The following is a 24,977-nucleotide window of genomic DNA, read 5'->3' as shown; positions in this document are numbered from 1 at the left end:
GCTTATCCCTTCAGGCGCAGGGAGTCGGCCACCTCGGTGAACAGCTCGACGCGGTCGTCGTACAACCGGGTGGGGGCGAAGAAGACCAGCATCTGCACCGGGTCCGTCTCCACGACGAGGACCTGCACCTCGAGGGTCTCGGTGGGGTCGAGCGGCAGGGTGCCGTGCATGGCCTGGGCGTGGGCGTCCCCGGCGGTTCGGGTACCGAGGTCGGCGAGATGGGCGCCGGTGCCGGGCAGGAGCCCCTCGGCGCCGCGCACGCGGGCGGCGGGACTGGCGCCGGCGGGCAGGAAAGGGCGGTGATAGACGGCCAGCCCGACGGCGCTGGCGGGGTCCTGCTTGGCCGTTCGCGCCGCGCCCTCGAGCGCGGCGGGTTCGTCGAGGAACAGGGCGGTGAGGTTGGTCGGGGACAGCACGCTGACGGTCGTGTTGCCCGTGCCCCCGGTGCGCACCGTCCAGCTCTGTGGCACCTCGAGGGTGTACGGCAGACCCTCGTCCGTGGCGGTGGTTCGCTCCTCGGGCGTGAGCGCAGCGACGACGAACCCGGCGGCGACGAGGCCGACCACGGCGACGCCCAGCGCCGCGAGGAGAACGGGCCGCCTCCTGGCCGGGCCTCGCAACCGCTGACGCAGCCGGGCACCGCGACCGGGGCGACCACCCACCCGGTCCGGCGCCGGGGCGGGTGCCGCCCGGCCTGGTCGGCCGGCCTTCGACCCGGCGGCCACGGCCGGTATCGCCCGGTCCGCCTTCCGCGGCTTTCGAGCTGCCTGCTCGGTCTCCATCAGGGCGACGAGGGCGCCGCAGGTGCTGGGCCGGTCCTCGCGCCGCTTCGCCATCCCGGCGCGGATGGCCGCGTCCACCCTGGCCGGTACCTCGGCCCGGACCGCCGTCAGGCTCGGGGGGTCCCGGTACATGTGCGACCAGAGCTGGGCGGAGTCGTCGTCGTGGTCGAACGGCGGACGGCCCGCCAGGAGGGCGAAGGCGACGCACGCCAGGGCGTAGACATCGGCGCGGCCGTCGACGTCCTCCCCCCGGATCTGCTCGGGCGCGACATAGTCGAGCGTGCCGAGGAAGTGGCCCACCGTGGTCATGCCGGTGACGGACGAGGACCGCTTGGTGAGTCCGAAGTCGGTGAGGTAGACGTGGCGGTGGCCGTCCTTGCGGTCGTCCGCCAGCAGGATGTTGCCCGGCTTGACGTCGCGATGGACGAGCCCGGCGTCGTGCGCCGCGTCGAGTGCGGCCGCGGTGTCCCGCAGGATCCGCAGCGCCTCGGGAAGGGCGAGCGGGCCACGGAGCGCCAGCTCGGCCCGTAGGTCGGTGCCCTGGACGTAGCGCATGGCGATGTACAGGTGCCCCTGCCACTCGCCCGCGCCGTAGACGGGAATGACGTTGGGGTGGTCCACGGAGGCAGCCAGCTGCGACTCACGGACGAAGCGGCTGCGGAACTTCTCGTTCTCGGACAGCTCCGGGGCGAGGACCTTGAGGGCCACCGGGCGGTTCAGCCGGACGTCGGTGGCCAGGTACACCACGCCCATGCCACCGCGTGCGATGAGCGACTGGATGCGGTACCCCGCCAGCTCCGTGCCCGGGTCGAGGTGGGGCTGCGGCGGCGCCATCGGTCACTTCTCGGCGTCACCCAGGCGGGTGCCGCAGCCGGTGCAGAACCGGGCCCTGGGCGTCACGGCCGTGCCGCACTCCGGGCAGAACGACGGTGTGGCGCCGGCCGCGGCGCGAGGAGCCTGCGTCCCGGCGGTGCGCGTGGGCTCCGCAGCTGGCGGCGTTCCCGCCGGTGGTGCCGGCCCGGGCTCCTCGGCGGCGGCCTCCGGCGCGGCGGGCCTCTCGTCGCGCCGTGCGGCGGGCGGGGCGGCGGCCGTGACGGTCGCGCCGCGCGGCGGCGGGGGCGGCGCGGCCGGCGCAGACGGCGGTGATCCCACCGGCGGAGGAGCCGCCATGACAGGCGGCGGAGCGGGCGACCCGCGGCGGCGCATCAGCACCACGACCGTCAGCGCCACCGCCAGGGCGGCACCGGCGATGCCGACGAGCAGGGGGACGGACGGACCGTCGTCCGATCCGGTCGAGGCTGCGGCGGGGGCGGCGGGCGTGCCCCCCTGGGCCCGCGCCGCGTCGAGGTGGCCCGCCGCCAGCGCCGAGTCGTAGTAGGTCAGGGACTCCTGGAGCTCGCTGGCGGCGCCGTCGGCGTTCCCCTGGGCGAGGTGGTCGACGCCGCGGCGGAAGACGCCGTCGAACGGGGAGGGGGAGGCGTCCACGCCCGCCTGCTCCATCGCGGCGGCGACGGCCGCGGCCGGCACGAGCGTCGCGGGGGCGCCCGACGGGCCCGCGGCGGCCAGACCGACGACGTCACCGCTGGCGCGGTCGAGGACCGGACCGCCGGACAGCCCGGAGCGCAGCGGTCCGGCCAGGTCATCCTTCGCGGTGATCTGTTTCGTGGCGCCGTCCGCGGTGACGGGGAGCACCTGCGGTGGCTGGTCCTTCCCGGGTGGGCCGGCGAAGCCGACCAGGTCGGTCTCGGAGGCCGGATCGGCGTCGGTGGCCGCGAGGCGGGCGGTGGGCGCCCCGCCGCCGCCGGTGATGCGCAGCAGCGCGACGTCGGTCGGTGCCGACGGCGCGTTGAGCAGCTCCGCTCGGCTGCCGCCCGGCTCGGTCGTGTACGTCAGCACCCGGTACTGCGGGGCGACGAAGAGGATGCAGTGGGTCACCTGCTGATAGCAGTGCTGCAGGTGCGGACCCCAGTGGAGGTCCGGGGTGGTGCCCTTGCGGGCGGGGTCACCGTCGTTTCCCACGACGGGCACACCGATGACCTTGGTGAACAGCTCGTTCGCCGCGTAGACCGCCACGGCGTCCTCGTCGACGTCGAGGTTCTCCCACGTCGTGGCCACCACCCCGTCGGCGGAGGTGAGCACCCCGGTCCCGGCGCCGAGGGGGACGGTGGACCTGCCCCGAGCGATCTGCACCTCGCCGGTGCTGTGGTCGATGTGGGCGATCTCCGCCACGGCGGAGAGCTCGATGCGCACGAGGGCCGCCTTGGAGCCCTCCTCGCCGCTTCGGAGATCGTCCGTCGGTGGAGTACTCGTCGCTCCGGTCGCTGCCAGGGCGGCGGCCATGCCGAGAAGAGCCAACGACCGAGACGCACTCGTGAGGACCATCATTGGTGCCTCTCCAAGCGACGAAGGGGTTTTCACCGTAAGCGCGATTTCGCGGCGGCGTCAATTGGCGAATGTTGCGGCTATTTGTGGGGATTTATGCCGTAATTTTCGGCGGGTGCCGGGTCAGTCCGGGGGCATGCCCGCCCAGGGTCCTCAGCCGCTGCTCGCGCCGGAGGGCCCTCGGTGCTCACAACGCAGCCGGCGTGCGGAACGTGGCGCAGGCCCGGAGGCGACGGCGCGTCGTCGCCGCGGCATCGTAGGCTGCGGGCAGCGGACGCCGCGGGCTCGCGGCACTCGACCTCGACGACGAGATGGGGATGGCACATGGACACCGACCGCAGCACCGACCAGGCCGTGAGGCTGCGCTTCGACGACGTCGAGCCGGTGGTGGACTCGCAGGCGTGGGTGGCGCCTGGGGCGGTGCTCGTCGGCAAGGTGACCCTCGCCGCGGACGCCAGCGTCTTCTACCACGCGGTGCTGCGCGGGGACATGGACACCATCGACATCGGCCGCGGCTCGAACATCCAGGACGGCTGCATCGTCCACACCGACCCCGGCCACCCCGTCCGGGTGGGCGAGAACGTCTCGGTGGGGCACCGGGCGGTGCTGCACGGGTGCACGGTCGAGGACGACTGCCTCATCGGCATGGGCTCGGTGGTCCTCAACGACGCGCGCATCGGCCGCGGCAGCCTCGTCGCCGCCGGGGCGGTGGTCCCCGAGGGCATGGAGGTGCCCCCGGGCTCCCTGGTCGCCGGCGTGCCGGCGAAGGTGCGCCACGAGCTGTCTGAGGATCAGCGCGCGAGGATGCTGGAGAACTCCGCGACCTACGTGGCGCTCAAGAGCCGGCACCGCGAGGCCTGGGGCTGACATGGGTCCCGCTCCGACCCGCGCGCCCGGCGCCGGGCTCGCGATCGCGCGCGGCGCCGACCTCGCCAGAGCCAGCGGCGCCGTCCTCGCCAGAGCCCGCGGTGCCGTCCGGCTCCTCGCAGCCGCGGCCTGCGCCGGCGCGCTGCTCGCCGGCTGCGGCGGAGGTGGCGGGCCCAGCCCCACGGCCCCGTCATCGGCGCCGAGCTCCGCCAGCCCTACGCCGGGCCCGACCCAGGGGAGCACCATGCCACCGGAACCCGCGGCGGTCGCCGATGCCGCTGTCGCCGACCTCGCCAACCGGCTCAGCACCGGGAGCGAGACGATCACCGTGGTCCTCGCCCAGCGCGAGACCTTCCCCGACGGCGCCCTCGGCTGCCCGCAGCCGGGTCACATGTACACCCAGGCGCTCGTCGACGGCTACCGCGTAGTGCTGGGTCACGCCGACCGCGAGTGGCTCTACACCGCCGACGGCGACGGCGTGCCGCACCTGTGCCCCTCGGGCGAGCAGGACGGTGGCACCCCGTCCGGGGCGCCGGCCAGCCCGAGCGCGGGCTGACCCTGCGCCCCGCCTGGAGACTGTCGCCAGCCCAGGGGTAGGCATCGGCAGCAAAGGTTGCTTCACTGGTGGTGAATGCCTGTTCACCACCAGCCGAGGAGAGCCATGGTCGACCATGCCGTCGCCGCGGCCCCGTCCGCCGGCGGCGCTGTGCCGCGGCGCCGCACAGCGCTCGTGCTCGCCACCCTCGCCCTGTGCGGCACGGTGGTGTCGCTGCAGCAGACGGTCGTCCTGCCGCTGCTGCCGGACTTCCCACACCTGCTGCACACCTCCGTCGACAGCGCGTCCTGGCTCGTCACCGCCACCTTGCTGGCCGGGGCGGTCGCCACGCCGTCGATCTCCCGCCTGGCCGACATGTTCGGCAAGAAGCGGCTGATGGTCATCACGCTGGGCGCCATGGTGCTCGGCTCGCTGCTCGGGGCCCTGAGCGCGGCGCTGCCGCTGGTCCTTGCGGCCCGGGTGCTGCAGGGCGTGGGCATGGCGCTGGTCCCGGTCGGCATCGCCACCATGCGCGACGCGCTGCCGCATGACCGCGTCCCGCTCGGCGTCGCTCTCATGAGTGCCACGCTGGCCATCGGCGCCGGCCTGGGGCTGCCGCTGTCCGGGGCCATCAGCGAGCACATGGACTGGCACGCCATCTTCTGGCTCACCGGCGGGCTCGGCGCCGCGATGCTCGTCGCGGTGGCGGTGATCGTCCCGGAGTCGCTGGTGCGCACGGGTGGCGCCTTCGACTTCCGCGGCGCGGCCGTCCTCTCCGCGGCCCTCACAGCCGTGCTGCTCACGCTGTCCAAGGGCGCGCACTGGGGCTGGACCTCCCCGACGACCCTGTCGCTGGGCGTCGTCGGTCTGGCCCTGCTGGCCGTCTGGGTGCCGCTGGAGCTCCGGGTCCGCCGGCCGCTGGTCGACCTGCGGGTGGCGGCGCGACCCGCGGTCCTGCTCGTCAACGTCGCGGCCGTGCTCACCGGGTTCGCGATGTTCTCCAACATGCTCGTCACCACCCAGCTGCTCCAGCTGCCCCCGGCGACCGGGTACGGCCTGGGCCTCGACGTCCTGCACACCGGCGTGTGGATGGCCCCCAGCGCCCTGGTCTTCGGGCTGATGGCGCCCGTCTCGGCCGCCGTCACGCGCCGGTACGGCCCGCAGGCGACGCTGCTGGCGGGAGCCGCGAGCATGGCTGCGGCCTACGCGGCCCGGGTCTTCTACAGCGCCGACCTGTGGCAGATCGTGGCCGGGTCGATGGTCGTCGCCGTGGGCACGTCCATGACGTACGCCGCGATGCCCACCCTCATCATGCGCGCGGTGCCGGTCACCGAGACGGCGTCCGCGAACGGGCTGAACACCCTGCTGCGCTCGGTGGGCACGTCCACGGCCAGCGCGACGATGGCCGCTGTGGCGACCATGGGGGCGGTGCGCGTGGGGGCCGAGATCTTCCCGGGCTTCGGCGCGCTCATGGCGGTCTTCTGGGTGGCGGGCGCGATGTCCGCCGCGACGGCGCTCCTCGCCGTGCCCATGTTCCGCATGCGCGACTACGCGGAGCCGGTGACCGAGCCCAGGCCCCGGGACGCCGTGCCCGGCGCTCGCGCCCGCGCCCGCGCCGCCGCGCCGGAGATCGCGCGATGATGAGCGCGGGACAGGTGACCGCCGAGACCGGTCACGACGCCGCGCCGGCCGCGGGCTCCCGGGGCGCCGTCCTCACCGCGGCCGCCGAGCTGTTCGCCGAGCGTGGCTTCAACCAGGTCACCATCCGTGACATCGCCGCCCGCGCCGGCCTCTCGCCGGCGATGGTCATGAAGTGCGGCGGCAGCAAGCGGGACCTCTTCTACGCCGCCGCGACGTTCTCGGCTCCGCCCCTGCCCGACGTGCCGGACGCCGAGCTGGGCGAGGCGCTCGTCCGGGACCTGCTCGAGCGTTTCCACCGGGCCGCCATCGAGCCGCTGACACGCGTCCTCGTGCTCACCCTGTCCGGCCCGGACCCCGACTCGGTCCGCGAGCGCTTCGCCATCGGCTACCTCGACCCCCTGACCGAGCGGCTGGGCGGCGACGAGGCCGCCCGACTGCGCGCGGAGCTCGTCGTCGCCGCGCTCGCCGGGCTGGCCGTGAGCGTGCGCATCCTTCAGGCGCCCGCGTCGGGCGCCGACCCGGCGGAGGTCACTCGGCGTTACGGCGCCGTGGTGCAGCGGCTCATCGATGGCTGAGCGTCAGACGAGGGCCGTCGCCAGCATCCGGCCGAAGGCCTCCTCGGTGACGATCGGGATGCCGTAGCCGGCCGCCTTGCGGGCCTTGCCGGACAGGGAGTCCGGGTCCGCGGCGACGACGAGGCGCACCTGCTTGGTGACGCTCGGGTGCGGGACCAGGCCCGCCGCCGCGGCACGGGCCTGCCAGACCTCGCGCGGCTCGGCCATCTCGCCGGTGAAGACCACCTTGTCGCCGGGGGCGAGCCGGAAGTGCTCCACCGCCGGAGCCGGTGCGTCGTCGAGCACGGCAACGGTGCCGGCCTCGACCTCCAGCGCGTCGTCGACCTCGACGGGATCCAGGTCGAGGAGCGCCGCGACCGCGTGGAGGTCCTCCCGCTCGGCGCCCGAGACGACGCCGTCGGTGAGGGCCGCGCGGGCGAGCGAGCGCAGGTAGGCGCGGTGCAGGGCGATGGCCGTGGGCTGGTCGATGCCCAGGTCGAGGGCGGTGGCGACGAGCGCCTGCTGCTCCCGCACGGACAGGACGCGGTCCATGAGCGCGTGGTCGAGCAGGGCGAGGTAGTCCGTCTGCGCCTCGCTGCCGGGCACCGCCACCAGCGAGTCGACCAGGCGGGAGAGGAAGGGCACCTCCCGCTCGGTCGCGTTGCCGCGCACCACGCACCGGGCCCCGCCGACGGGGATCTCCGGCCAGCTCGCCTGCTCGGCGGCCGCGACCGTCTCCCACCACGGCGCCGTCCACCGTCGCGGCGCGTCCAGGCCGAGGGCGACCTCGGCCCGGGGCAGGCCCGCGACCTCGAGGTAGTGGCGCAGCAGGCCCGCGGCGGCGGTGGCGTCGGCCAGCGCGCTGTGGTGGTGCTCGAGCGGGACGCCGACGTAGGCGCAGCACCCGGCCAGCGTGCGCGGCGCCTGGGGGAGCAGCCGGCCTGCCCAGCGCAGCGTGCACAGCGTCGTCTCGGCGGTCAGCGGCACCTCGTGGCCGAGCCGGCGGTAGGCGGCGGCGAGGAAGCCGGCGTCGAACCGGGCGTTGTGCGCGACGAAGGTGCGCCCGCGCAGGAGCGCCGTCAGCGCCCCGGCCAGCTCGGTGAACGTGGGGGCGGCGAGGACGTCGGCGGCGCGGATGCCGTGGACCTCCTGAGGGCCGAGGTCGCGCTCGGGGTTGACCAGGGTGGACCAGGTGTCCTCGACCTCGCCGACGGGGGAGAGGAGGACGACACCGACCTCGACGATGCGGTCGTGCCCGCCGGGGCGCAGGCCGGTGGTCTCCAGGTCGACGACGGCGTAGCCGTTCATGTGCCGCTCGTTCCGTGCTCGGCAACAGATACGGAGCATCTCTACCAGAACGCGGGGACACGACGGCCAGCAATCAGACGAGAGGTGCACATTCGCGTCCGAAACGTGTCCGGACGTCCGGTTCGGCTGCCACGATGCGGGGCATGAGCGACTCGCCCGCGCCCCTCGAGGACTTCCTCGACGCCTTCCACCGCCTCGCCGAGGCTGCCGCCGAGCAGGCCCAGGCCCGGCGCGCGGCCGGCGCCGCGCCGCTGCTCCCCGTCCTCGAGGCGCACCTGGGCACGGACCCGCGCGGCATCGCGGTGCTCACCGAGATGCTCAGCCCGCTGCGCGTCGTGGACGCCGACGTGGCGATCGAGCGGGTCGTCGCCGCCCACGGCGGCGGTGAACTCATCGGCATCGGCGGGGGCGACCAGCGCTGGCACAACACCCTCTCCGAGATCCTGCAGATGACCGTCCACGGGATGTTCCCGCTCGGCCCGGTCGACTACCGCACCACGCCCGTGGGACCGGAGGAGGAACGCTCCACCGTCGCCTTCGGGCTGCACCTGTTCCACGTCACCCGTGACGGCGACCGCCACCCTGTCGCCGTGCTCGAGCGCGCGGGCGTCTCCCAGTTCGGCCAGCCGCCCCGGCTCGAGGTGCTCGCGGCCGCCGACGGCGTCGCCGAGGCGCTGCTCGCCGAGATCCGCGCGGCCATGAACGCCCACAGCGTGCTGCGCGGGCAGGTGGTGACCTTCGCGCCGTCGGAGTACGGGCCCAGCGCGGGCGGGGTGACCTTCGTGCCGCGGCCCGACGTGGCCGCCGTCGACGTCGTGCTGCCGCCCGGCCGGCTCGAGCGGATCGAGCGCCACGTGCTCGGCATCGCCCGGCACCGCGGAGACCTGCTCGCCGCGGGCCAGCACCTCAAGCGCGGGGTGCTGCTCTACGGCCCGCCCGGGACCGGTAAGACCCACACCGTGCGCTACCTCGTCGGCGCGGCCCGCGAGGCCACCGTCATCCTGCTGTCGGGGACGTCGCTGCAGTTCATCCATCAGGCCGCGGAGGTCGCCCGGGCGCTGCAGCCGGCGATCGTCGTGCTCGAGGACTGCGACCTCGTCGCCGAGGAGCGCAGCCACCGCACTTCCTCCCCGCTGCTGTTCGAGGTGCTCGACACCCTCGACGGACTGGCCGCCGACGCCGACGTCGTCTTCCTGCTCACCACCAACCGCGCCGACATGCTCGAGCCGGCGCTGGCCCAGCGCCCAGGCCGGGTCGACCTGGCGGTCGAGATCCCCCTGCCGGGCGTCGAGGCGCGCCGGGCCCTGCTGGCCCTCTACGCCGCCGGCCTGCCGTTCTCGCCCGCCGCGCTCGACGAGGTCGCCGCCGCGGCGGAGGGCACGACGGCCTCGTTCACCAAGGAGCTCGTGCGCCGGGCCGTGCTGCGCGCCGTCGAGCGCGGGGGAGCCGACGTCGGGGACGCGGACCTGCGGGCCGCGTTGACGGAGATGATGGACGACGGCGAGGCGCTCACCCGGGTCCTGGTCGGCGGCGGGCTCGCCGGCCCCGGGCCGGACGGGGGCCAGTTCGGCTGGACGGCCGCATCCGGCGGGATGCCGGAGCCTGGGGTGTGGCCGGGCGGCTGAAGAGCTCCCCGCCCCCCTCTCCCCGCGAAACGTCAAGTACGCCACGAGACGTCAAGTACGCCGCGAGGTGTCAACTAGGTCGCGGAAGCCGACCGCCCCACCGCGCTCCAGCGATTGACTCCGCCTCGAAACTTTGTTCGAATTATCTCGTGCGCTGGGAGAGGCAAGAGCTGAAGGTCACGGACGCGACGGCGCTGCTGCCGCTGGCCGGGCTGGTGCGCAGCGTCCAGACCCCCGATTTCGCCGGGGTGACCTTCCACGAGGTGGTCTGCAAGAGCGCGCTCAACCGGGTGCCCGCGCAGTCGGCGATGCCGTTCCACTGGACGATCAACCCCACGCGCGGCTGCTTGCACCGGTGCACGTACTGCTTCGCCCGCCGCACCCACGAGTTCCTCGACCTCGACGCCGGGCAGGATTTCGACACCCAGATCATCGTCAAGACCAACGTCGTCGAGGTGCTGCGCCGCGAGCTCGCCCGGCCCTCCTGGCAGCGCGAGCACGTCGCGCTCGGCACCAACTCCGACCCCTACATGCGCGCCGAGGGCCGCTACAAGCTCATGCCCGGGATCATCACGGCGCTCGCGGACTCCGGCACCCCGTTCTCCATCCTCACTAAGGGCCCGCTGCTGCGCCGCGACCTGCCGCTGCTCGTCGAGGCCGCCAAGCAGGTGCCGGTCTCGGTGGCCGTGTCCCTCGCGCTCATCGACCCGGATCTGCAGCAGCGGGTCGAGCCCGGCACCGCCACGCCCAAGGCACGTCTCGAGCTCATCCGCGCCATCGCCGACGCCGGGCTGGAGTGCTCGGTGCTCGCCATGCCGATCCTGCCCTGGCTGACCGACTCCGAGGACCAGCTCGACACGCTCTTCGGCGCCCTCGCCGACGCCGGTGCCTCCGACGTCACCGTCGGCGCCCTGCACCTGCGCCCCGGCGCCCGCGAGTGGTTCATGGCCTGGCTCGGCCGGGAGTACCCCGCCCTGGTGCCGCGCTACCGGCGACTGTACGGCTCGGGCTCGTACGCGCCCAAGGACTACCGGCAGTGGCTGGGCGAGCGGGCCGGCCGGGCCCGGAGGAAGCACGGCTTCGACCGTCGGGCCCCGCGCCGCTGGGCCCGGGACGCCTCCGAGACCGCGCCCGGGGCGCTGGCCGCGCACGACCCGGCCCGCGGCGTGCCGCGCGACCCGGCGCCGGCCCTGCCCGAAGCCCCGGCGCCGGCCCAGCTCGCCCTGTTCTGACCCCTCCCGCATCGGCCCGTGTGTGCCCGGGCGCGACACATCGACACCCGTCAACGGGTGTATCGGGGCCCGTCGGACGATCATGGCCCCAGGGACACCCGAGCCGACGGGTGCGCGCGCAGCTGAGGAGCGTCATGACCGTGACCCACCAGGACATCTCCACCACCAGCCAGTGGCAGGCGCTGACCGCCCACGCCGACCAGCTCCGCGGCACCCACCTGCGCGACCTCTTCGTCGCCGACCCCCAGCGGGGCACCACCTTCGCCGCCGAGGCGGTCGACCTCTACGTCGACTACTCCAAGAACCTGGTCACGGACGAGACGCTGCGCCTCCTGGTGGACCTGGCCCGGGCCGCCGGCCTGCCCGAGCGCATCGAGGCGATGTTCCGCGGCGAGCACATCAACGTCACCGAGGACCGCGCCGTCCTGCACACCGCCCTGCGCGCCCCGCGCGACGCCGCGCTCGTCGTCGACGGTCAGGACGTCGTCGCCGACGTCCACGAGGTCCTCGACCGCATGGCCGCCTTCGCGGACAAGGTCCGCTCGGGGGAGTGGACCGGGCACACCGGCAAGCGGCTGACCACCATCGTCAACATCGGCATCGGCGGCTCCGACCTCGGCCCGCACATGGCCACCCTCGCCCTCGCGCCCTACGCCGACCCCGACATCACCTCGATCTTCGTCTCCAACGTCGACGGCGACGACATCGCCGCCGCCCTCAAGGGCGCCGACCCCGAGGAGACGCTGTTCATCGTCGCGTCCAAGACCTTCACCACCATCGAGACGATCACCAACGCCAAGACCGCCCGCGCCTGGCTGCTCGACGCCCTCGGCGACGACGCCGCCGTCGCCAAGCACTTCGTGGCCGTGTCCACCAACGCCGAGAAGGTCGCCGAGTTCGGCATCGACACCGCCAACATGTTCGGCTTCTGGGACTGGGTGGGCGGGCGGTACTCCTACGACTCCGCCGTCGGCCTGTCGCTGATGATCGCCGTCGGCCCGGGTAACTTCCGCGACATGCTCGCCGGCTTCCACGCCATGGACGAGCACTTCCGCACCACCCCGCTCGAGCGCAACGTCCCCGTCCTGCTCGGCCTGGTCGGGCTGTGGTACCGCAACTTCCAGGGCACCGCGACCCACGCCGTCCTGCCCTACAACCAGTACCTCTCGCGGTTCCCGGCCTACCTGCAGCAGCTGGACATGGAGTCCAACGGCAAGTCCGTCACGCTCGACGGCGCCCCGGTCACCTACCAGACCGGCCCGGTGGTGTGGGGCGAGCCCGGCACCAACGGCCAGCACGCCTTCTACCAGCTCATCCACCAGGGCACGCAGACCGTGCCGGCGGACTTCATCGGCTTCGTCCACCCGGCCGACGAGGTGCCCGGTCATCACGACCTGCTCACCGCCAACCTGCTCGCCCAGACCGAGGCGCTGGCGTTCGGCAAGAGCCCCGAGGAGGTCCGGGCCGACGGCGTGCCCGAGGAGCTCGTGGCGCACAAGACCTTCGCCGGGAACCACCCGACGACGACGATCCTCGCCCCGCGCCTCACGCCGTCGGTGCTAGGCCAGCTCGTGGCGCTGTACGAGCACAAGGTCTTCACCCAGGGCGTGATCTGGAACATCAACTCCTTTGACCAGTGGGGCGTGGAGCTGGGCAAGGTGCTCGCGAACCGGATCACGCCCGAGCTCACCGCGGAGGAGGAGCCGGCGCTCGGGCACGACTCCTCCACCAACGCGCTCATCGAGCGGTACCGCGTGGCGCGCCGGGAAGGCTAAGTCGCGAGCGCGGGTCCTCGCGCCGCGGGCGGGTGGTCTACCACGCGCCGGTGGCGCGAACGGGCGCCCGGGGCGAGAGCGGCCGCGCCGCGTCAGTCCTGCGGCGTCGGGGCGGCGCCGTACTCCTCGTCGGTCACGGGCGTCAGCCACTGGACGACGTCGTGCTCGGCGTCGCCCTCGTTGATGGCCAGGTGCACCATGAGGCGGTCCGGCGCGGCGCCGTGCCAGTGCTCCTCGTCGGCCTCGAACAGCACGCGGTCGCCGGGGCGGATGACCTCGACCGGCCCGCCCCGCCGCTGGCACAGGCCGACGCCCTCGGTGACGAAGACCGTCTGGCTCAGCGGGTGGCGGTGCCAGTGGGTGCGCGCGCCCGGCATGAAGTGCACGAGGCTGGCCTGCACCCGCGAGGGGGCCGGCGACGCCGCGACGGAGTCGATGTAGACGTCGCCGGTGAACCAGTCGGCCGGGCCCTTGGCGGTGCCGATGGAGCTGCGCGTGATCTGCATGGAGGCGGCCCTCAATTCTGTGGTGAGCGACGAAGGGTTCGCCGCGCGGGTCAGCTTGTGGTGTCGGCGACGGTCGGCGCCGGGAGGTGGGTCGCCGCCCAGCTGGCGAGGAGCTTGAGCCGCTCCTCGGAGGCGGTCCCGGGCTCGGCGGTGTAGATCGTCAGGTCGAGCACCCAGTCACCGTCGGCCGCGAGACCCATGGAGTGGTAGACGAGGTCGAGCGGGCCGACCTCAGGGTGGATGAACTGCTTCTTGCCGGCGGTGTGGATGCGCACATCGTGCGCCGCCCACCGGGTGCGGAACTCATCGCTGAGTGTTGAGAGCTCGCCCACCAGTTGGCGCAGGTCCATGTTGTCCGGGTCGCGGCCGGCCTCGGCGCGCAGCAGCGCCACGGTGACGTTGGCGGCGCTGTCCCAGTCGGCGAAGTAGTCCCGGGCGCCCGGGTCGAGGAACTGGAAGCGGGCGATGTTCGCCGGCCGGCGAGGGGCGGCGTACAGCGGTGAGTAGAGCGCCCGACCGAGGGCGTTGATCGCGAGGATGTCCATGCGGCCGTTGCGCACGAACGCGGCGGATTCCGTCATCGAGTCGAGCATCCACTGCACCCGGGGCGGGACCTCGGCCCGCTTGCGGCGCCGCGGTGCCCGGTTGGCGGGGCGGGCGGCGCGGGCGAGGTCGAACAGGTAGGCGCGTTCGGCGGCGTCGAGCCGCAGCGCGCGGGCGACGGCCTCGAGGACGTCCTCCGACACACCGCTGATGTGGCCCTTCTCGAGCCGGGTGTACCACTCCGTGCTCACCCCGGCGAGGACGGCGACCTCCTCCCGGCGGAGCCCGGGCACGCGCCGTCGTCCGCCGGCGGGGAGGCCGACCTGCTCGGGCGTGAGCTTGGCGCGTCGGGTGACCAGGAAGTCGCGGATGTCGGAGCGGTTGTCCACGCCTCCACGGTAGGGCGGCCCTTCTGGGCCGAGGGAGGTTGTCGTTCAACCCCCTACCAACGCGACCTCCCGCGCCGGCGCCGGGAAGGATGTCATGGATGCGGCGCCGGGGGCGTGGGATCGCCCGCCCCGACGACTCCCCACCGACAACCACAAGGAGCACCCTCATGCGAGGAGCAGTCCTCTACGGCCCCGGCGACGTGCGCGTCGAGGAGCGTGACCGCCCCACCCTCGTCGAGCCCACCGACGCGATCATCCGCGTGACCGCCGCGTGCGTGTGCGGATCGGACCTGTGGCCGTTCCGCGGCATCGACACCTCGGACCAGCCGCAGCCCATGGGCCACGAGTACGTCGGCATCGTCGAGGAGATCGGCGATGCGGTCGAGAACATCACGGTCGGCGACTTCGTCGTCGGCTCCTTCTTCGCCTCCGACAACACCTGCGAGATCTGCCGGGCCGGCTACCAGAGCCGGTGCGTGCACAACGTCCCCATGGGGATGTTCGGCTCCCAGGCGGAGTTCCTGCGGGTGCCGCTGGCTGACGGCACCCTCGTCGCCACCCCCGGCATCCCCGACCCCGACCTCGTCCCGTCCCTGCTGGCCGCCTCCGACGTCCTCGGCACCGGCTGGTTCGGTGCCGTCGCCGCCGAGGCCGGGCCCGGCAAGACGGTCGCGGTGGTCGGCGACGGCGCCGTCGGCCTGCTCGCCGTCCTCGCCGCCAAGCAGCTCGGCGCCCAGCGGATCATCGCGATGAGCCGCCACGAGCCGCGCCAGCAGCTCGCCCGGGAGTTCGGCGCTACCGATATCGTCACCGAGCGCGGGGACAAGGGGGTGGCGCGCATCAAGGAGCTCACCGGCGGCCTGGGCGCGCACTCGGTGATCGAGGCGGTCGGCACGCAGGAGTCGATGATGCAGGCGATCCGCTCCACCCGCCCGGGTGGGCATGTCGGCTACGTGGGCGTGGCCCACGGCGTCGAGCTGCCCGGCGAGGAGCTGTTCTTCTCCGCGGTGCACCTGCACGGCGGCCCGGCCCCGGTGCGCCGGTTCTTGCCCGAGCTCGTCCAGCTCATCTGGGACCGGACGATCGAGCCGGGCAAGGTCTTCGACCTCGAGCTTCCGCTCGACCAGGCCGTCGAGGCCTACCAGGCCATGGACGAGCGGCGCGCCATCAAGACGCTGCTGCGGCCCTGACGCCGAGCGTCGGGCGAGGGCCGGCCACCACCCGCCGCGGCCGGACCGCCGAGCCGAGCCCTCAGGGGCGCGCCCGGCGGTCTGACCGGCTCAGCCCGCCAGGGTGTGCTCGGGCTCGGGGATGGTCCGGTCGAGCGGGTGCGCGACCTCATCGCGGCCCATCCGGGCCAGCACCCACGCGGCGACGCCGAACAGCACCGGCACCAGCGACGCCACCAGGAACACCTCCCGGATTCCGACCGCCTCGCCCACCGGCCCGGCCAGCGCCATCGAGACGGGCATGAGCAGCAGGGAGACGAAAAAGTCCAGGCTGGAGACCCGGCCCAGCAGCGCCGGCGGCACCCGCCGCTGCAGCAGCGTGCCCCAGATGACGTTGCCCATGCCGCTGCTCACCCCGACGACGAACACCGCCGCCACCATCACCCACAGCTGGCTGGTCAGGCCGACGAGGGCGAGCGGCACGCTGCCCACGCTCCAGGAGAACACGAGCACGGTCAGGTACCGGCGGGGCAGGCGCCAGGAGGCGACGGCGAGGGAGCCGATCGCGCTGCCGACCCCGAACGCCGCGAGCACCAGCGCGAACTCGCCCGGCCCGCCGCCGGCGTGGTCGCGCACCGCGAAGGGCAGCAGCACGTCGATCGGTCCCATCATGAGCAGCACCCAGCCGCACGCGAACAGCAGCGTGCCGAGCAGCCACGGCGTGCGCACCATGTAGGCGAAGCCCTCGCGCAGGTCGGCAACCATCGCCCGCATCGGGTGGATGTCCCCACGTGCCGGCTCGCGGCGCGCGGTCTCGACCCGCAGCAGGCTCAGCCCGACGACGGCGAGCACCTGCGAGCCCGCCACCGCCGCCAGGGCGAGCCCGGGGGATGCGGCCGCGAGCACGGCGCTGGCCAGGGCCGGGCCGGCGGCCTGCATGAGCGCCGGGCGCATCATGCCCTCGACGCCGTTGGCGGCGAGCAGCTGCGCGGGCGGCAGGATGGTCGGCAGCATCGCCGTGTACGCGGGGTAGAAGAACCCGTCGGTCGCCCCGACGGCGACGGAGAGCACCACCATGTGCCACAGCTCGAGGTGGCCGGTCAGCGAGAGCCACGCGGCCACGCCGATGAGCAGGGCCTTTGATGCCTCCACGCCCATGAGGATCAGCCGCTGCGGCACCCGGTCGGCGAGCACGCCGCCGAACAGGACCGCCACCACCGCGCCGAGCGCGGCGCCGGTGGCCACCTGGGACAGCTGCACCGGTCCGCCGCCCAGGTCGATGACCTGCCAGACCACCGCCACCAGCCACATGCCGGTGCCGAGCAGCGAGAGCGTCAGGGCGCCCACGAGCGTGCGGTACGCGGGGACGCCGAACGGGCGCAAGGCGCGGGGGAGCTCCCGGCGGCGCGTGGTCGGCGTCGGGGCCTGCGACATGGTGCCTCTTTCGTGCGCGCGCCGGTCCGGCGCGAAATGGTGCGGAACCACCAGGGTGAGTCCTGAACGTTTCCCGAGTCCACGGAATTTCCCGGCGCTCCCCGCGCCGAGCCGGTCGACGGGCGCGCACCCTGTGCTGGTTGAGCAGCCGGTAACGCGATGGACCATCGCCAAGGCAGGACGGTCAACTCGCTGACGGGGCGGTCGGGCACCGGCATCCTTGATCCATTTGGGACGTCTGGTCGATGAGGAGCCAGCCATGTCAGTGATCGGGAAACGGACTGTCAGCCGTGGCACGGAGAACACGGCGCTGTCGTTCGCTTGCACGCTCGCCGCGGGCGCGGTCGGTGGCGGCCTCGTCGGTCTCATCGTCGGGGGTGTGCTGGGCCGGCTGATCATGCGGCTCCTCGCGGTCACGTCGCCGGAGTCGGTCCAGGGCCGGATGACCGACGACATCCAGCCGGTGGGTCAGATCTCCCTCGCCGGCACGCTGCAGCTGTGCATCACCACCGTCGCGCTCGGCGCGATCGCGGGTCTGATCTACCTGTGGGTGCGCCGGGTGCTGCCGCCGTCGCGGCGGGCCCGATCGGGGCTGTTCGCGTTGTTCGTCGGCAGCATCGGGGGCGCGTTCCTCGTCCACGACCATCCCTCGTTCGACTACTCGGTGCTGCGCCCGGAGTGGCTCGCCGTCGTCTCGTTCGTCGCCATCCCGACCCTGTTCGGGTTCCTCGCCCCATCGATGATCGACCGGCTGGAAGCGCCCGGCGGCTGGGCTCACCGCGGGCCCGCCTGGCTGGTGATCGGTGCCGGCGTCGCCGTGCTGAACCTCGCGCTTGTGGTCGTCGCGCTGCCGGTGGCCGCCGCGTTCGGTATCCGCCTGTCGGCTTCGGCGGTGCGGTTCTGGCGCAGCGATGCCGTGACCGTGGCGGGCAGGGTGCTGTTCGTCCTCATGGTCGCGTGGGGGTGCTACGGGATCGCCGCGGACGTCATCTCCATCGCGACCAACACGCCGTCCCCGGCGCCGTTCCACCCCTGACCCGTGCGCGGGCGTGGGGTCTGCGCGCGCCGGGGACCTCTCGTGGCTGACGCCTCAGCGGCATCCGACGGAGGCCGACGAGGCACCCTCGGGGGCGGTCAGTCCTGCTCGCGCCACTCCTCGGCCAGCAGCGCGTACCCCGTGCCGTCGAGCCATCCCTCGGACCGGTGCAGGGACTCCCGGACCGTGTACAGCTCGCGCCGCATGCCCACGCGCTCCATGAGCCGCCAGGACGGCTCGTTGGCCGCGAAGCAGTTCGCCGTCACCCGCCGCAGTCCAAGGTCGTCGAAGCAGAGCCGGAGCAGCTCGCGCACCGCCTCGGTGGCGTAGCCGCGGCCGCCGTGGTCGGGGTGGAAGGCCCAGCCCAGCTCGGCGTGCACGCCGCGGGCCTGGTCCACCACCTCGGCCTGGGCCCACGCGTCCTCGACGGCGACCATGAGGTCGCCGATGACCTCCCCGTCCCGCTCCACCACCAGGGTCTTGGCGAGGGTGGCCGGGGCCTCGAAGTACGCCCGGTAGTCGGCCAGGGTGCGCGGGGCGCGGGAGAGCCACCGGTACACCGGCTCGAGCCGGCGGTACTCCCAGGTCGTGACGGCGTCGAGCGCCGTCGCCGGCCGGATCAGCAGGCGGTCCGTGCGCAGGGGCCACGCGACCTTCGCGAGCGAGAGCGTCTCGGTGGTTTCGGCCATGGGAGTCAGCATGGCAGGACGGTCCCGGCGGCTCGGTGCGGTTGGGCGGCCTGTCCGCCTCGCCGGCCGCGGGCTCCAGGCGCCGACGACGTCGCGGACGCGACCTCCGCCCCTGTTCGCGCGCGCCCCCGCGGCGCACCATGAGGTCAGGTCGGTCTCGACCGTCCGCGCCGCAGGGGAGCGGCCCGGCGAGAGGGGGCCCACGATGGCCGACAAGAGCACCATGACCGGTGAGCGCGAGCTGACCGCCGCGCTCGACGAGGTCCTCGGCCGGTGGGCGACCACCGGGATGGCGGTGGCGGTGGTCCGGCGCGGCGCACCGACGTGGTTCTCGAGCCACGGCGTCACGGACCTCGACGGCGGCGCCCCGGTGGACGCCGACACGGCCTTCCGCATCGCCTCGGTCACCAAGGTCGTCACCGCGATCGCGGTCATGCAGCTGTGGGAGCAGGGCCTGGTGGACCTCGACGCACCCGCCGCGAGATACCTGCGCGCCTTCCGGCTCGTGCCCGCCGAGGTGGGCTTCCGGCCCGTGACGCTCCGCCACCTGCTCACCCACATCGCGGGCGTGGTGGCGGTGCGCGGCCCGGCGGACCTGCTCCGCCCGGCTGGGCTGGGGCGTCCCGGTCGGCCGCCCGGTCCCGCCGCCGGCGGCGTACTACCGCCACGGCCTGCGCGTCGCCGTCGAGCCCGGCACCCGGTTCGGCTACAGCAACCACGGCTTCACGGCGCTCGGCCAGGTCGTCGAGGACGTCACCGGCGTCCCGCTCGCCACCTACCTGCGCGCGCACGTCTTCGCCCCGCTCGGCATGGACGCCACCGGCCTCGCGCGGCCCGCCAGCGGCCGGGCGACCGGGTACCGGCTGCGCGCCCACGGCCCCGCGGCGGTCCGCGACCTGGAGGTCGTCACCGCGGCCGGGGGCGGCGCCTGGTCCACCGCCCGCGACCTGGCCCGGTTCGCCGAGGCCCTGCTCGGCGGCGGCACCAACGAGCACGGGTCGGTCCTGCGCCCCGCGACGCTTGCGACGATGTTCGCACCCCAGTACCAGCCCGACCCGCGCGTCCCCGGCATCGGGCTCGCCTTCCTGCGCGGCGAGGTCGGCGGGCATCGCACCGTCGGGCACGACGGCATCTGGCTCGGCTTCCTCGCCGACCTGCGCATCGCGCCCGACGACGGCGTCGGCGTCCTCGCGCTCGCCAGCACCGGCAACTTCGAGCCGCGCGGCGCGCCCGCATCCGCCGTCGAGGCCCTGCTGCGGCTCCTGCTCGACGCCCCCGAGCAGGACGACGACGCCGTCCCCGAGCGCCCGTGGACCTGGCCGGAGCTGTGCGGCCGGTACGGCTTCGGCCCGGGCGTGCTCGTCGACCCGCAGCCGCGCCTGCTGCTCGGCGCGGGCCTCGAGGTCGCCGTCCGGCACGGGCACCTCGTCCTCCGTGGCCAGATGCCGGTGCCCGCGGTGCGGCGGGGACTGCGCCTGCATCCCGACCGCGAGGACCCCGACGTCTTCCGGGTCGACCTGTCATCCCTCGGGCTCGGGCCCACCCGCGTGGTGTTCGGCCGTGACCCGGGCGGCGCGGTGGCGGCGCTGCACCTGACGCCCCTGCCGATGTCCTTCGTCCGGCGCCCCGACCGGCACCAGCGAGCGCGTGCCGCCGGTCAGCCGCCGGCCGCGGCCAGGCCGGCGCCGGTGGCCAGCCTGCCCTGGCCCACCCAGTCGGGGACCTGACGGCGGACCGCCGGCGCGGCGTCGACGAGGACGCTGTCCGTGCGCAGGGCCGCGGGCCAGGAGAGGTCGCCGCGCCACAGCCGGGTGAGGTCCCGCAGGCTGCTGCGGACGGTGGCGGCGACGTCGTAACCGGGGTCGAAGTCGCACAGGTCGACGGCGCCCTCGGCCACCACGAGCCACCACCGCGCGGCGCGGGCGTCGACGCCGTCGAGGTGGAAGGCCATGACCGTGCGGGAGCGCGGCCACCGCTCGACGGGCACGGTGCGGCGGATGTCCCACATGAGCAGGTGCGGGTCGAGGTCCTCGTCGCCGAGCTCGCCGACCCATCGCATGCCCCAGCGGCCGAGCGCGTCCACGACCTCGGACAGCTCCCGGCCGGCCGGGGTGAGGTGGTAGCGGGCGTGGCCGTCGAGCTCGCGGCGCGTGACCACCCCCGCCCGTTCGAGGGTCCGCAGCCGCTTGGAGAGCAGGGCCGGTGACATCCGCGGCACGCCCCGCCGCAGGTCGTTGAACCGGGTGCTCCCTGCCAGCAGCTCGCGGACCACCAGCAGCGTCCACCGCTCGTCGAGGACCTCCATGGCCTTCGCGACCGGGCAGAACTGGCCGTACGTCGTCATCTCCACCTCCCGGCGGACACCCCCAGTACACCCCTGGCCGGTCCGGCGCACCAGTACAGATCCTGTACCGCGGCCGGTACAGAGGCGGCACTGGAGGCGCCGCGGCCGTGGCCGGACGCTGGAGCTCCCTCTACGACGAAGGAGTTCTTCCCATGAGCCAGCTCATCGCCGACGACACCGACCGGGCGCTGAAGGCGAAGCACGCCGCCACGTGGGCGCTCGGCGACTACCCGGCGGTCGCGACCGAGGTCATCCCGCGGCTGGGGCAGGTCCTGGTCGACGCCGCCGGTGTGCGGCCCGGCGACCGGGTGCTCGACGTCGCCGCCGGCAGCGGCAACGCCGCCATCCCCGCCGCGCGCGCCGGTGCCGAGGTGGTGGCCACCGACCTGACGCCCGAGCTGCTCGCCGCCGGGCGCTCCCGGGCCGAGCGCGAGGGCCTCGCCCTGGAATGGCGGCAGGCCGACGCCGAGGCGCTGCCGTTCCCCGACGCCTCCTTCGACGTCGCCCTCTCGTCCGTGGGCGTCATGTTCGCGCCGCACCACCAACGGGTCGCGGACGAGCTGGTCCGGGTGGTCCGGCCCGGTGGCACGATCGCGCTCGCCTCCTGGACCCCGGCGGGCTTCATCGGCCAGATGTTCGTCACCATGAAGCCCTACGCCCCGCCGCCGCCGCCCGGGGCGCAGCCGCCGCCGCTGTGGGGCGACGAGGACCACGTGCGCGAGCTCTTCGCCGGCCGGGCCGGCGCCGTCGTCACCGAGCGGCGCGACCTGCCGGTGGACCGCTTCGCCTCGCCGGAGGAGTTCCGCGAGTACTTCAAGGCGCGCTACGGCCCCACGATCGCGGTCTACCGCACGCTCGACGCGGTGCGGGCGGCGCGGCTGGACCACGCCCTCGACGAGCTCGCCCGCCGGTTCGGCCTGGTCGACGGCGTGCCCTCGCCCGGCACGGCCGTCGGCGGGACGAAAGCGGCCGGCGCGGGTGGCCGCGCGATGGAGCGGCAGTACCTCCTCGTCACGGCAACGGTCCTCGGATCCCGCATGGGGTGACCGGCGGCCGTGCCACGGCTGCCGGTCGAGCAGGCGCCGCAGCACCCGAGGCCAGCCCGCCCGCACGGTGGGGATGACACCGGGCGATGGCAGCATCGGACCCGTGACCAGAAGCGACGTGCGCCGGCGTTCCCGCCGCGCGGGCGTCCTGTCGCTGGCCACGGTGCTGGCCCTGGCCGCGTGCGCCGCCGTCGCGGCCCAGGCGGCGCCGACCCTGCTCCCGCCGTCGGAGGAGCGCTTCCCCGGCCAGGTGCGGCGCATCGCCTCCGGCACGAGCGCCGAGCAGCGGACGGACCGCGAGCTGGTCGCCTCCGGCCGGCGCCTGTGCGCGGAGCTCGACGCGGGCGCCACGGCGGCGTCCTTCGCGGCGGCCGCCAAGACCTACGACGTCGACCGTGCCGTGTTCGACCGCCTGCTCGAGACCTCGGTGGCGACCTTCTGCCCCGAGCACGCCCGCCTCTGACCGCCAGCGGCGGGCACCACGCACCGGACGCCCAAGGGGGACGACGGCGGTGACCCCGGGTGGCCGCGGTTCACCGCACCAGCGTGCGGCCCCCGAAGCGCAGCACCACGCCGAGGGCGACGGCGGCGGTGAGCAGCCCGGTCACCACCGGGTCGTAGTGCGAGCCGTGGTTGGGGAACAGCGACCAGGCGACGTTCGACGACGCCTGGCAGGCGACGACGGCCAGCACGCCGGGGCCGGTGTTGTTGTAGATCCACGCCAGCAGCACGCGCAGCGCCACCGTGAAGAGGCACTGGCCGAGCACCCAGCGCGCGCCGTGCCCAGGCCTGTGCGTACGGCACCACGTGCACCAGCGCCCACACCGCCCCGAGCATCAGCGCCGCCCGCAGCGCGCCGTGCCGCTCCTGCAGCGGGTCGGTGGCGTACGTCGTCCACCCCAGCTGCTCGCACCACCCGGTGACCAGGTACAGCCCGGCCAGCACCGGGATCGACGCCCACGCCACCACCACGGGCTGGGGGAGCGGTAGCCCGGCCACGCGCGCGACCACGTAGCTCGCCGCCACGATCGCAGGCATGAGGAGCAGGGTGGGCACGTACCAGCCGGGGGAGGGCGGACGCGGCCGGCGGGTCGCCGTCGTCAGCAGCCGCCGGACGGCCGCGCGCCCGCCGCGCCGCCACGCCAGGACGAGGGCGGCCACGCCGGGGACGACGAACATCAGCGCGCTCGCGGGCAGGTCGGCGCCCGTGAGCCGGGCGGGGGCGTCGCCGAGCAGCGGGTCGAGCGCCCAGAAGACGGCCGAGAGCACGACGACGAGGACGACGAACGCCGTCACCGACCGCTCGGTGCCCACCTCGCCGGTCGCCGTCGACCCGGGGGCGCGACTCCGCCTGGCGCGCACCCCGCCAGTGTCGACCGGCCGGCCACCCTTGTCAGCCCTACGTCCCCTGCACTCGGCTGCCACCTAGACTGCCGCTCGTGAACGTCTTCGAGTTCATCGGGAACTACTGGTGGCTCGTGTTTCCCATCGGTGGGGCCCTGGGCGGCACCATCAACTCCATCGCGCGTAACGCGCGCAGCTGGGACGAGCGGCGCAGGCAGGACAAGATCGAGCTCGCCCGGATCAAGTATGGCGCCCGCGCCGCGGCGGCCGAGCAGGCCAAGATCACCCAGAGCGAGATCGATCGGACCCTGGCCCGCCACGACGCGGCCAACAAGCGGTGGCTGGACTACGAGCTCGACGTCGCCAAGCTCATCGACTACCCGCTCATGACCGACATGCGCGAGCCGCTCACGCTCGACTTCCACCGCGCCAGGCGCGACGCCGACGCCCTGCGGCCCGAGGACCCCGACGAGCTGAAGGAGCCCAGCCGGCTCACCGAGTACCGCGACGCCGTGCGCCGCTACGAGACGGCGTTCGACCTGGCCGAGCAGGAGGCCCGCCGCCGGCGCGCGTCCGACTTCACCGTGACCGAGCAGCAGGCGCTGATCCGGGCCAAGCGGTTCATCGCCCTCGCCGACGACCCGGCCGCCACCTACGCCGAGCGACAGTCGGCCTACCGGCGCGCGACCCGCGAGCTCGAGGGGCTCGTCGTGCTGCCGACCGCCACCACCGACGCCTTCGAGCAGCGGATCGCCGGCGCGATCGACGCGCCGTCACATCCTGAGGGGCCGGCCAGGCCCCAGGCGGGAACCGCGGGCGACGGCCCGGCCCACCCCGAGGCGGACACCGGCGACGACGGCGCCGCGCACCCGACCCCCGGGCGCGGCTGACCGACCGCTCAGCCGACGCTCGCGCGCAGCTCCTCGAGCCGGGCCACCGCCTCGTCGAGCAGCGCCGGGTCGGTGCCGCGCACGACGATGTTCGTGCCGCGCACGTCGCCGTCGCGGAACGGGTAGGACCCGACGGTCAGCTGCGGCATCTCCTCGGCGAGCCGGCGCAGCGGGGTCGCGATCCGGCCCTCGCCCACCTCGAAGCGCACCTCGCGCGACAGGCGCGGGGTGCCGGCCTCGAGCTTCGGCAGGACGATGGCCAGCATCGCCACGAAGATGCTCGGCACCCCGGCCATGACGTGGACGTTGCCGATGCTGAAGCCCGGCGCGCCGGAGACGCCGTTGACGATGAGGGTGGCGCCGTCGGGGATGCGGGCCATGCGCAGCTGGTCGGCGGTGGCGGTGACGCCGCGCGCGGCGAGCGCCTTCTCGATGAGCTCGCGGGCGTCGTCGCGCACGTCGATGCCGACGCCGAAGGCCGCGGCGACGGCGTCAGCGGTGATGTCGTCGTGGGTCGGCCCGATGCCGCCGGAGGTGAACACGTGGGCGTGCGCGACGCGCAGGGCGTTGAGCGCGTCGACGATCACGGCGTGGTCGTCGGGCACGACCCGGATCTCGCGCAGGTCGATCCCGACGCGGCTCAGCTCGCCGGCCAGGTGGTAGGCGTTGGCCTCGCGGGTGCGTCCGGACAGGATCTCGTCGCCGATGACGAGGATGGCGGCGGTGGGGTTCGGCATGCCCGCAGCCTAACGAGGTGGGCTGAGCGGTCGGCCCGCCGACGAGGCCACAGCATGAAACGCCACAATTGGGGCTGCAGTGGCGGAAGTGGCTCGCAGTGCCGCCACATCTGTCACGCAGCTAGCAATTGTGGCGTTCTGAGGGGCGT

At 74.2% G+C, this 24,977-nt stretch carries 23 protein-coding genes and 1 pseudogene; 14 read left to right on the top strand and 10 right to left on the bottom strand.

Annotated elements, in window-relative coordinates; genetic code table 11:
- Positions 1 to 2: 2 nt before the first annotated feature.
- Both GD970_RS00690 and GD970_RS00685 read right to left on the bottom strand, forming a co-directional pair.
- A complete protein-coding gene (locus tag GD970_RS00690) occupies positions 3 to 1,616 on the bottom strand; it encodes a serine/threonine-protein kinase (RefSeq protein ID WP_152199571.1) in 1,614 nt (537 codons plus the stop codon).
- A gap of 3 nt (positions 1,617 to 1,619) precedes the next feature.
- Positions 1,620 to 3,032: a zinc-ribbon domain-containing protein gene (locus GD970_RS00685; RefSeq protein ID WP_152199568.1), complete on the bottom strand. Its 1,413-nt coding sequence runs from the start codon at positions 3,030 to 3,032 to the stop codon at positions 1,620 to 1,622.
- Positions 3,033 to 3,488: 456 nt separating this feature from the next.
- Here GD970_RS00685 and GD970_RS00680 point away from each other — a divergent pair, with 456 nt between their 5' ends.
- The 4 genes from GD970_RS00680 (at position 3,489) to GD970_RS00665 (ending at position 6,782) form a co-directional block, all read left to right on the top strand.
- A complete protein-coding gene (locus tag GD970_RS00680; RefSeq protein ID WP_152199564.1) occupies positions 3,489 to 4,031 on the top strand; it encodes a gamma carbonic anhydrase family protein in 543 nt (180 codons plus the stop codon).
- A 244-nt stretch (positions 4,032 to 4,275) separates the two neighbouring features.
- Positions 4,276 to 4,587 (top strand): hypothetical protein, encoded by a 312-nt coding sequence (locus tag GD970_RS00675; RefSeq protein WP_152199562.1) that lies wholly within the window; start codon positions 4,276 to 4,278, stop codon positions 4,585 to 4,587.
- Between the two features lie 105 nt (positions 4,588 to 4,692).
- On the top strand, positions 4,693 to 6,207 hold the full coding sequence (locus tag GD970_RS00670) for an MFS transporter (RefSeq protein WP_170297139.1): 1,515 nt from the start codon (positions 4,693 to 4,695) through the stop codon (positions 6,205 to 6,207).
- Between the two features lie 14 nt (positions 6,208 to 6,221).
- A complete protein-coding gene (locus GD970_RS00665) occupies positions 6,222 to 6,782 on the top strand; it encodes a TetR/AcrR family transcriptional regulator (RefSeq protein ID WP_226925030.1) in 561 nt (186 codons plus the stop codon).
- A gap of 3 nt (positions 6,783 to 6,785) precedes the next feature.
- Here the strand turns inward: GD970_RS00665 and GD970_RS00660 are convergent, their stop codons facing one another.
- On the bottom strand, positions 6,786 to 8,069 hold the full coding sequence (locus GD970_RS00660; protein WP_170297137.1) for an exonuclease domain-containing protein: 1,284 nt from the start codon (positions 8,067 to 8,069) through the stop codon (positions 6,786 to 6,788).
- Positions 8,070 to 8,212: 143 nt separating this feature from the next.
- Between GD970_RS00660 and GD970_RS00655 the strand changes: the two genes are divergently transcribed.
- The 3 genes from GD970_RS00655 (at position 8,213) to pgi (ending at position 12,701) form a co-directional block, all read left to right on the top strand.
- The gene (locus tag GD970_RS00655; protein WP_152199551.1) at positions 8,213 to 9,694 is read left to right on the top strand and encodes an ATP-binding protein; all 1,482 of its coding nucleotides are present in this window, start codon (positions 8,213 to 8,215) and stop codon (positions 9,692 to 9,694) included.
- Positions 9,695 to 9,843: 149 nt separating this feature from the next.
- Positions 9,844 to 10,926, top strand: coding sequence for an Rv2578c family radical SAM protein (locus GD970_RS00650; protein WP_152199549.1), 1,083 nt, complete (start codon positions 9,844 to 9,846; stop codon positions 10,924 to 10,926).
- 134 nt (positions 10,927 to 11,060) lie between these two features.
- On the top strand, positions 11,061 to 12,701 hold the full coding sequence (gene pgi / locus GD970_RS00645; RefSeq protein ID WP_152199547.1) for a glucose-6-phosphate isomerase: 1,641 nt from the start codon (positions 11,061 to 11,063) through the stop codon (positions 12,699 to 12,701).
- A 92-nt stretch (positions 12,702 to 12,793) separates the two neighbouring features.
- Here pgi and GD970_RS00640 read toward each other — a convergent pair whose 3' ends face one another.
- Entirely contained in the window at positions 12,794 to 13,207 is a 414-nt protein-coding gene (locus GD970_RS00640) for a (R)-mandelonitrile lyase (RefSeq protein ID WP_152199544.1), read from the bottom strand.
- A gap of 50 nt (positions 13,208 to 13,257) precedes the next feature.
- The gene (locus GD970_RS00635; RefSeq protein WP_152199542.1) at positions 13,258 to 14,139 is read right to left on the bottom strand and encodes a helix-turn-helix transcriptional regulator; all 882 of its coding nucleotides are present in this window, start codon (positions 14,137 to 14,139) and stop codon (positions 13,258 to 13,260) included.
- A gap of 167 nt (positions 14,140 to 14,306) precedes the next feature.
- Here GD970_RS00635 and GD970_RS00630 point away from each other — a divergent pair, with 167 nt between their 5' ends.
- Entirely contained in the window at positions 14,307 to 15,329 is a 1,023-nt protein-coding gene (locus GD970_RS00630; protein WP_152199539.1) for a zinc-dependent alcohol dehydrogenase family protein, read from the top strand.
- A gap of 90 nt (positions 15,330 to 15,419) precedes the next feature.
- Here the strand turns inward: GD970_RS00630 and GD970_RS00625 are convergent, their stop codons facing one another.
- Positions 15,420 to 16,742, bottom strand: a complete 1,323-nt coding sequence (locus GD970_RS00625) for an MFS transporter (protein WP_152199536.1) — start codon at positions 16,740 to 16,742, stop codon at positions 15,420 to 15,422.
- A gap of 229 nt (positions 16,743 to 16,971) precedes the next feature.
- Between GD970_RS00625 and GD970_RS00620 the strand changes: the two genes are divergently transcribed.
- A complete protein-coding gene (locus tag GD970_RS00620) occupies positions 16,972 to 17,778 on the top strand; it encodes a hypothetical protein (protein ID WP_152199534.1) in 807 nt (268 codons plus the stop codon).
- A 98-nt stretch (positions 17,779 to 17,876) separates the two neighbouring features.
- Here GD970_RS00620 and GD970_RS00615 read toward each other — a convergent pair whose 3' ends face one another.
- Positions 17,877 to 18,467 (bottom strand): GNAT family N-acetyltransferase, encoded by a 591-nt coding sequence (locus GD970_RS00615; RefSeq protein ID WP_152199531.1) that lies wholly within the window; start codon positions 18,465 to 18,467, stop codon positions 17,877 to 17,879.
- Here GD970_RS00615 and GD970_RS22550 point away from each other — a divergent pair.
- Both GD970_RS22550 and GD970_RS00605 read left to right on the top strand, forming a co-directional pair.
- Positions 18,466 to 19,005, top strand: a pseudogene (locus GD970_RS22550) (serine hydrolase domain-containing protein); the annotation flags it as partial. The gene GD970_RS00615 and the pseudogene GD970_RS22550 overlap by 2 nt on opposite strands.
- A 70-nt stretch (positions 19,006 to 19,075) precedes the next feature.
- The gene (locus tag GD970_RS00605; RefSeq protein WP_152199528.1) at positions 19,076 to 20,194 is read left to right on the top strand and encodes a serine hydrolase domain-containing protein; all 1,119 of its coding nucleotides are present in this window, start codon (positions 19,076 to 19,078) and stop codon (positions 20,192 to 20,194) included.
- Here the strand turns inward: GD970_RS00605 and GD970_RS00600 are convergent.
- Positions 20,125 to 20,811, bottom strand: coding sequence for a winged helix-turn-helix transcriptional regulator (locus GD970_RS00600; protein WP_152199526.1), 687 nt, complete (start codon positions 20,809 to 20,811; stop codon positions 20,125 to 20,127). The two genes, GD970_RS00605 and GD970_RS00600, sit on opposite strands and share 70 nt — an antisense overlap.
- A gap of 152 nt (positions 20,812 to 20,963) precedes the next feature.
- Here GD970_RS00600 and GD970_RS00595 point away from each other — a divergent pair, with 152 nt between their 5' ends.
- Positions 20,964 to 21,857, top strand: coding sequence for a class I SAM-dependent methyltransferase (locus GD970_RS00595; protein WP_152199524.1), 894 nt, complete (start codon positions 20,964 to 20,966; stop codon positions 21,855 to 21,857).
- Between the two features lie 103 nt (positions 21,858 to 21,960).
- Positions 21,961 to 22,320, top strand: coding sequence for a DUF732 domain-containing protein (locus tag GD970_RS00590; protein ID WP_170297136.1), 360 nt, complete (start codon positions 21,961 to 21,963; stop codon positions 22,318 to 22,320).
- A gap of 70 nt (positions 22,321 to 22,390) precedes the next feature.
- Here GD970_RS00590 and GD970_RS00585 read toward each other — a convergent pair whose 3' ends face one another.
- On the bottom strand, positions 22,391 to 22,624 hold the full coding sequence (locus tag GD970_RS00585) for a hypothetical protein (RefSeq protein WP_152199519.1): 234 nt from the start codon (positions 22,622 to 22,624) through the stop codon (positions 22,391 to 22,393).
- Between the two features lie 672 nt (positions 22,625 to 23,296).
- On the opposite strand from GD970_RS00585, the gene GD970_RS00580 reads away from it, so the two are divergent.
- Positions 23,297 to 24,091, top strand: a complete 795-nt coding sequence (locus tag GD970_RS00580) for a hypothetical protein (RefSeq protein WP_211489630.1) — start codon at positions 23,297 to 23,299, stop codon at positions 24,089 to 24,091.
- A gap of 8 nt (positions 24,092 to 24,099) precedes the next feature.
- Here GD970_RS00580 and GD970_RS00575 read toward each other — a convergent pair whose 3' ends face one another.
- The gene (locus GD970_RS00575) at positions 24,100 to 24,828 is read right to left on the bottom strand and encodes a competence/damage-inducible protein A (RefSeq protein ID WP_152199516.1); all 729 of its coding nucleotides are present in this window, start codon (positions 24,826 to 24,828) and stop codon (positions 24,100 to 24,102) included.
- Positions 24,829 to 24,977: the final 149 nt, after the last annotated feature.

Source organism: Georgenia thermotolerans, from assembly GCF_009193185.1.
Classification (GTDB): domain Bacteria; phylum Actinomycetota; class Actinomycetes; order Actinomycetales; family Actinomycetaceae; genus Georgenia; species Georgenia thermotolerans.
The sequence above is the reverse complement of the archived record's forward strand: the minus strand, read 5'-3'. Positions and strand labels throughout refer to the sequence as shown.

Bases quoted from the DNA above. Each gene is read 5' to 3' on its own strand.
- GD970_RS00690 (WP_152199571.1), bottom strand. From the start codon at position 1,616: ATGGCGCCGCCGCAGCCCCACCTCGACCCGGGCACGGAGCTGGCGGGG.
- GD970_RS00680 (WP_152199564.1), top strand. From the start codon at position 3,489: ATGGACACCGACCGCAGCACCGACCAGGCCGTGAGGCTGCGCTTCGAC.
- GD970_RS00675 (WP_152199562.1), top strand. From the start codon at position 4,276: ATGCCACCGGAACCCGCGGCGGTCGCCGATGCCGCTGTCGCCGACCTC.
- GD970_RS00670 (WP_170297139.1), top strand. From the start codon at position 4,693: ATGGTCGACCATGCCGTCGCCGCGGCCCCGTCCGCCGGCGGCGCTGTG.
- GD970_RS00660 (WP_170297137.1), bottom strand. From the start codon at position 8,069: ATGAACGGCTACGCCGTCGTCGACCTGGAGACCACCGGCCTGCGCCCC.
- GD970_RS00655 (WP_152199551.1), top strand. From the start codon at position 8,213: ATGAGCGACTCGCCCGCGCCCCTCGAGGACTTCCTCGACGCCTTCCAC.
- pgi (WP_152199547.1), top strand. From the start codon at position 11,061: ATGACCGTGACCCACCAGGACATCTCCACCACCAGCCAGTGGCAGGCG.
- GD970_RS00640 (WP_152199544.1), bottom strand. From the start codon at position 13,207: ATGCAGATCACGCGCAGCTCCATCGGCACCGCCAAGGGCCCGGCCGAC.
- GD970_RS00630 (WP_152199539.1), top strand. From the start codon at position 14,307: ATGCGAGGAGCAGTCCTCTACGGCCCCGGCGACGTGCGCGTCGAGGAG.
- GD970_RS00625 (WP_152199536.1), bottom strand. From the start codon at position 16,742: ATGTCGCAGGCCCCGACGCCGACCACGCGCCGCCGGGAGCTCCCCCGC.
- GD970_RS00615 (WP_152199531.1), bottom strand. From the start codon at position 18,467: ATGGCCGAAACCACCGAGACGCTCTCGCTCGCGAAGGTCGCGTGGCCC.
- GD970_RS00600 (WP_152199526.1), bottom strand. From the start codon at position 20,811: ATGACGACGTACGGCCAGTTCTGCCCGGTCGCGAAGGCCATGGAGGTC.
- GD970_RS00595 (WP_152199524.1), top strand. From the start codon at position 20,964: ATGAGCCAGCTCATCGCCGACGACACCGACCGGGCGCTGAAGGCGAAG.
- GD970_RS00575 (WP_152199516.1), bottom strand. From the start codon at position 24,828: ATGCCGAACCCCACCGCCGCCATCCTCGTCATCGGCGACGAGATCCTG.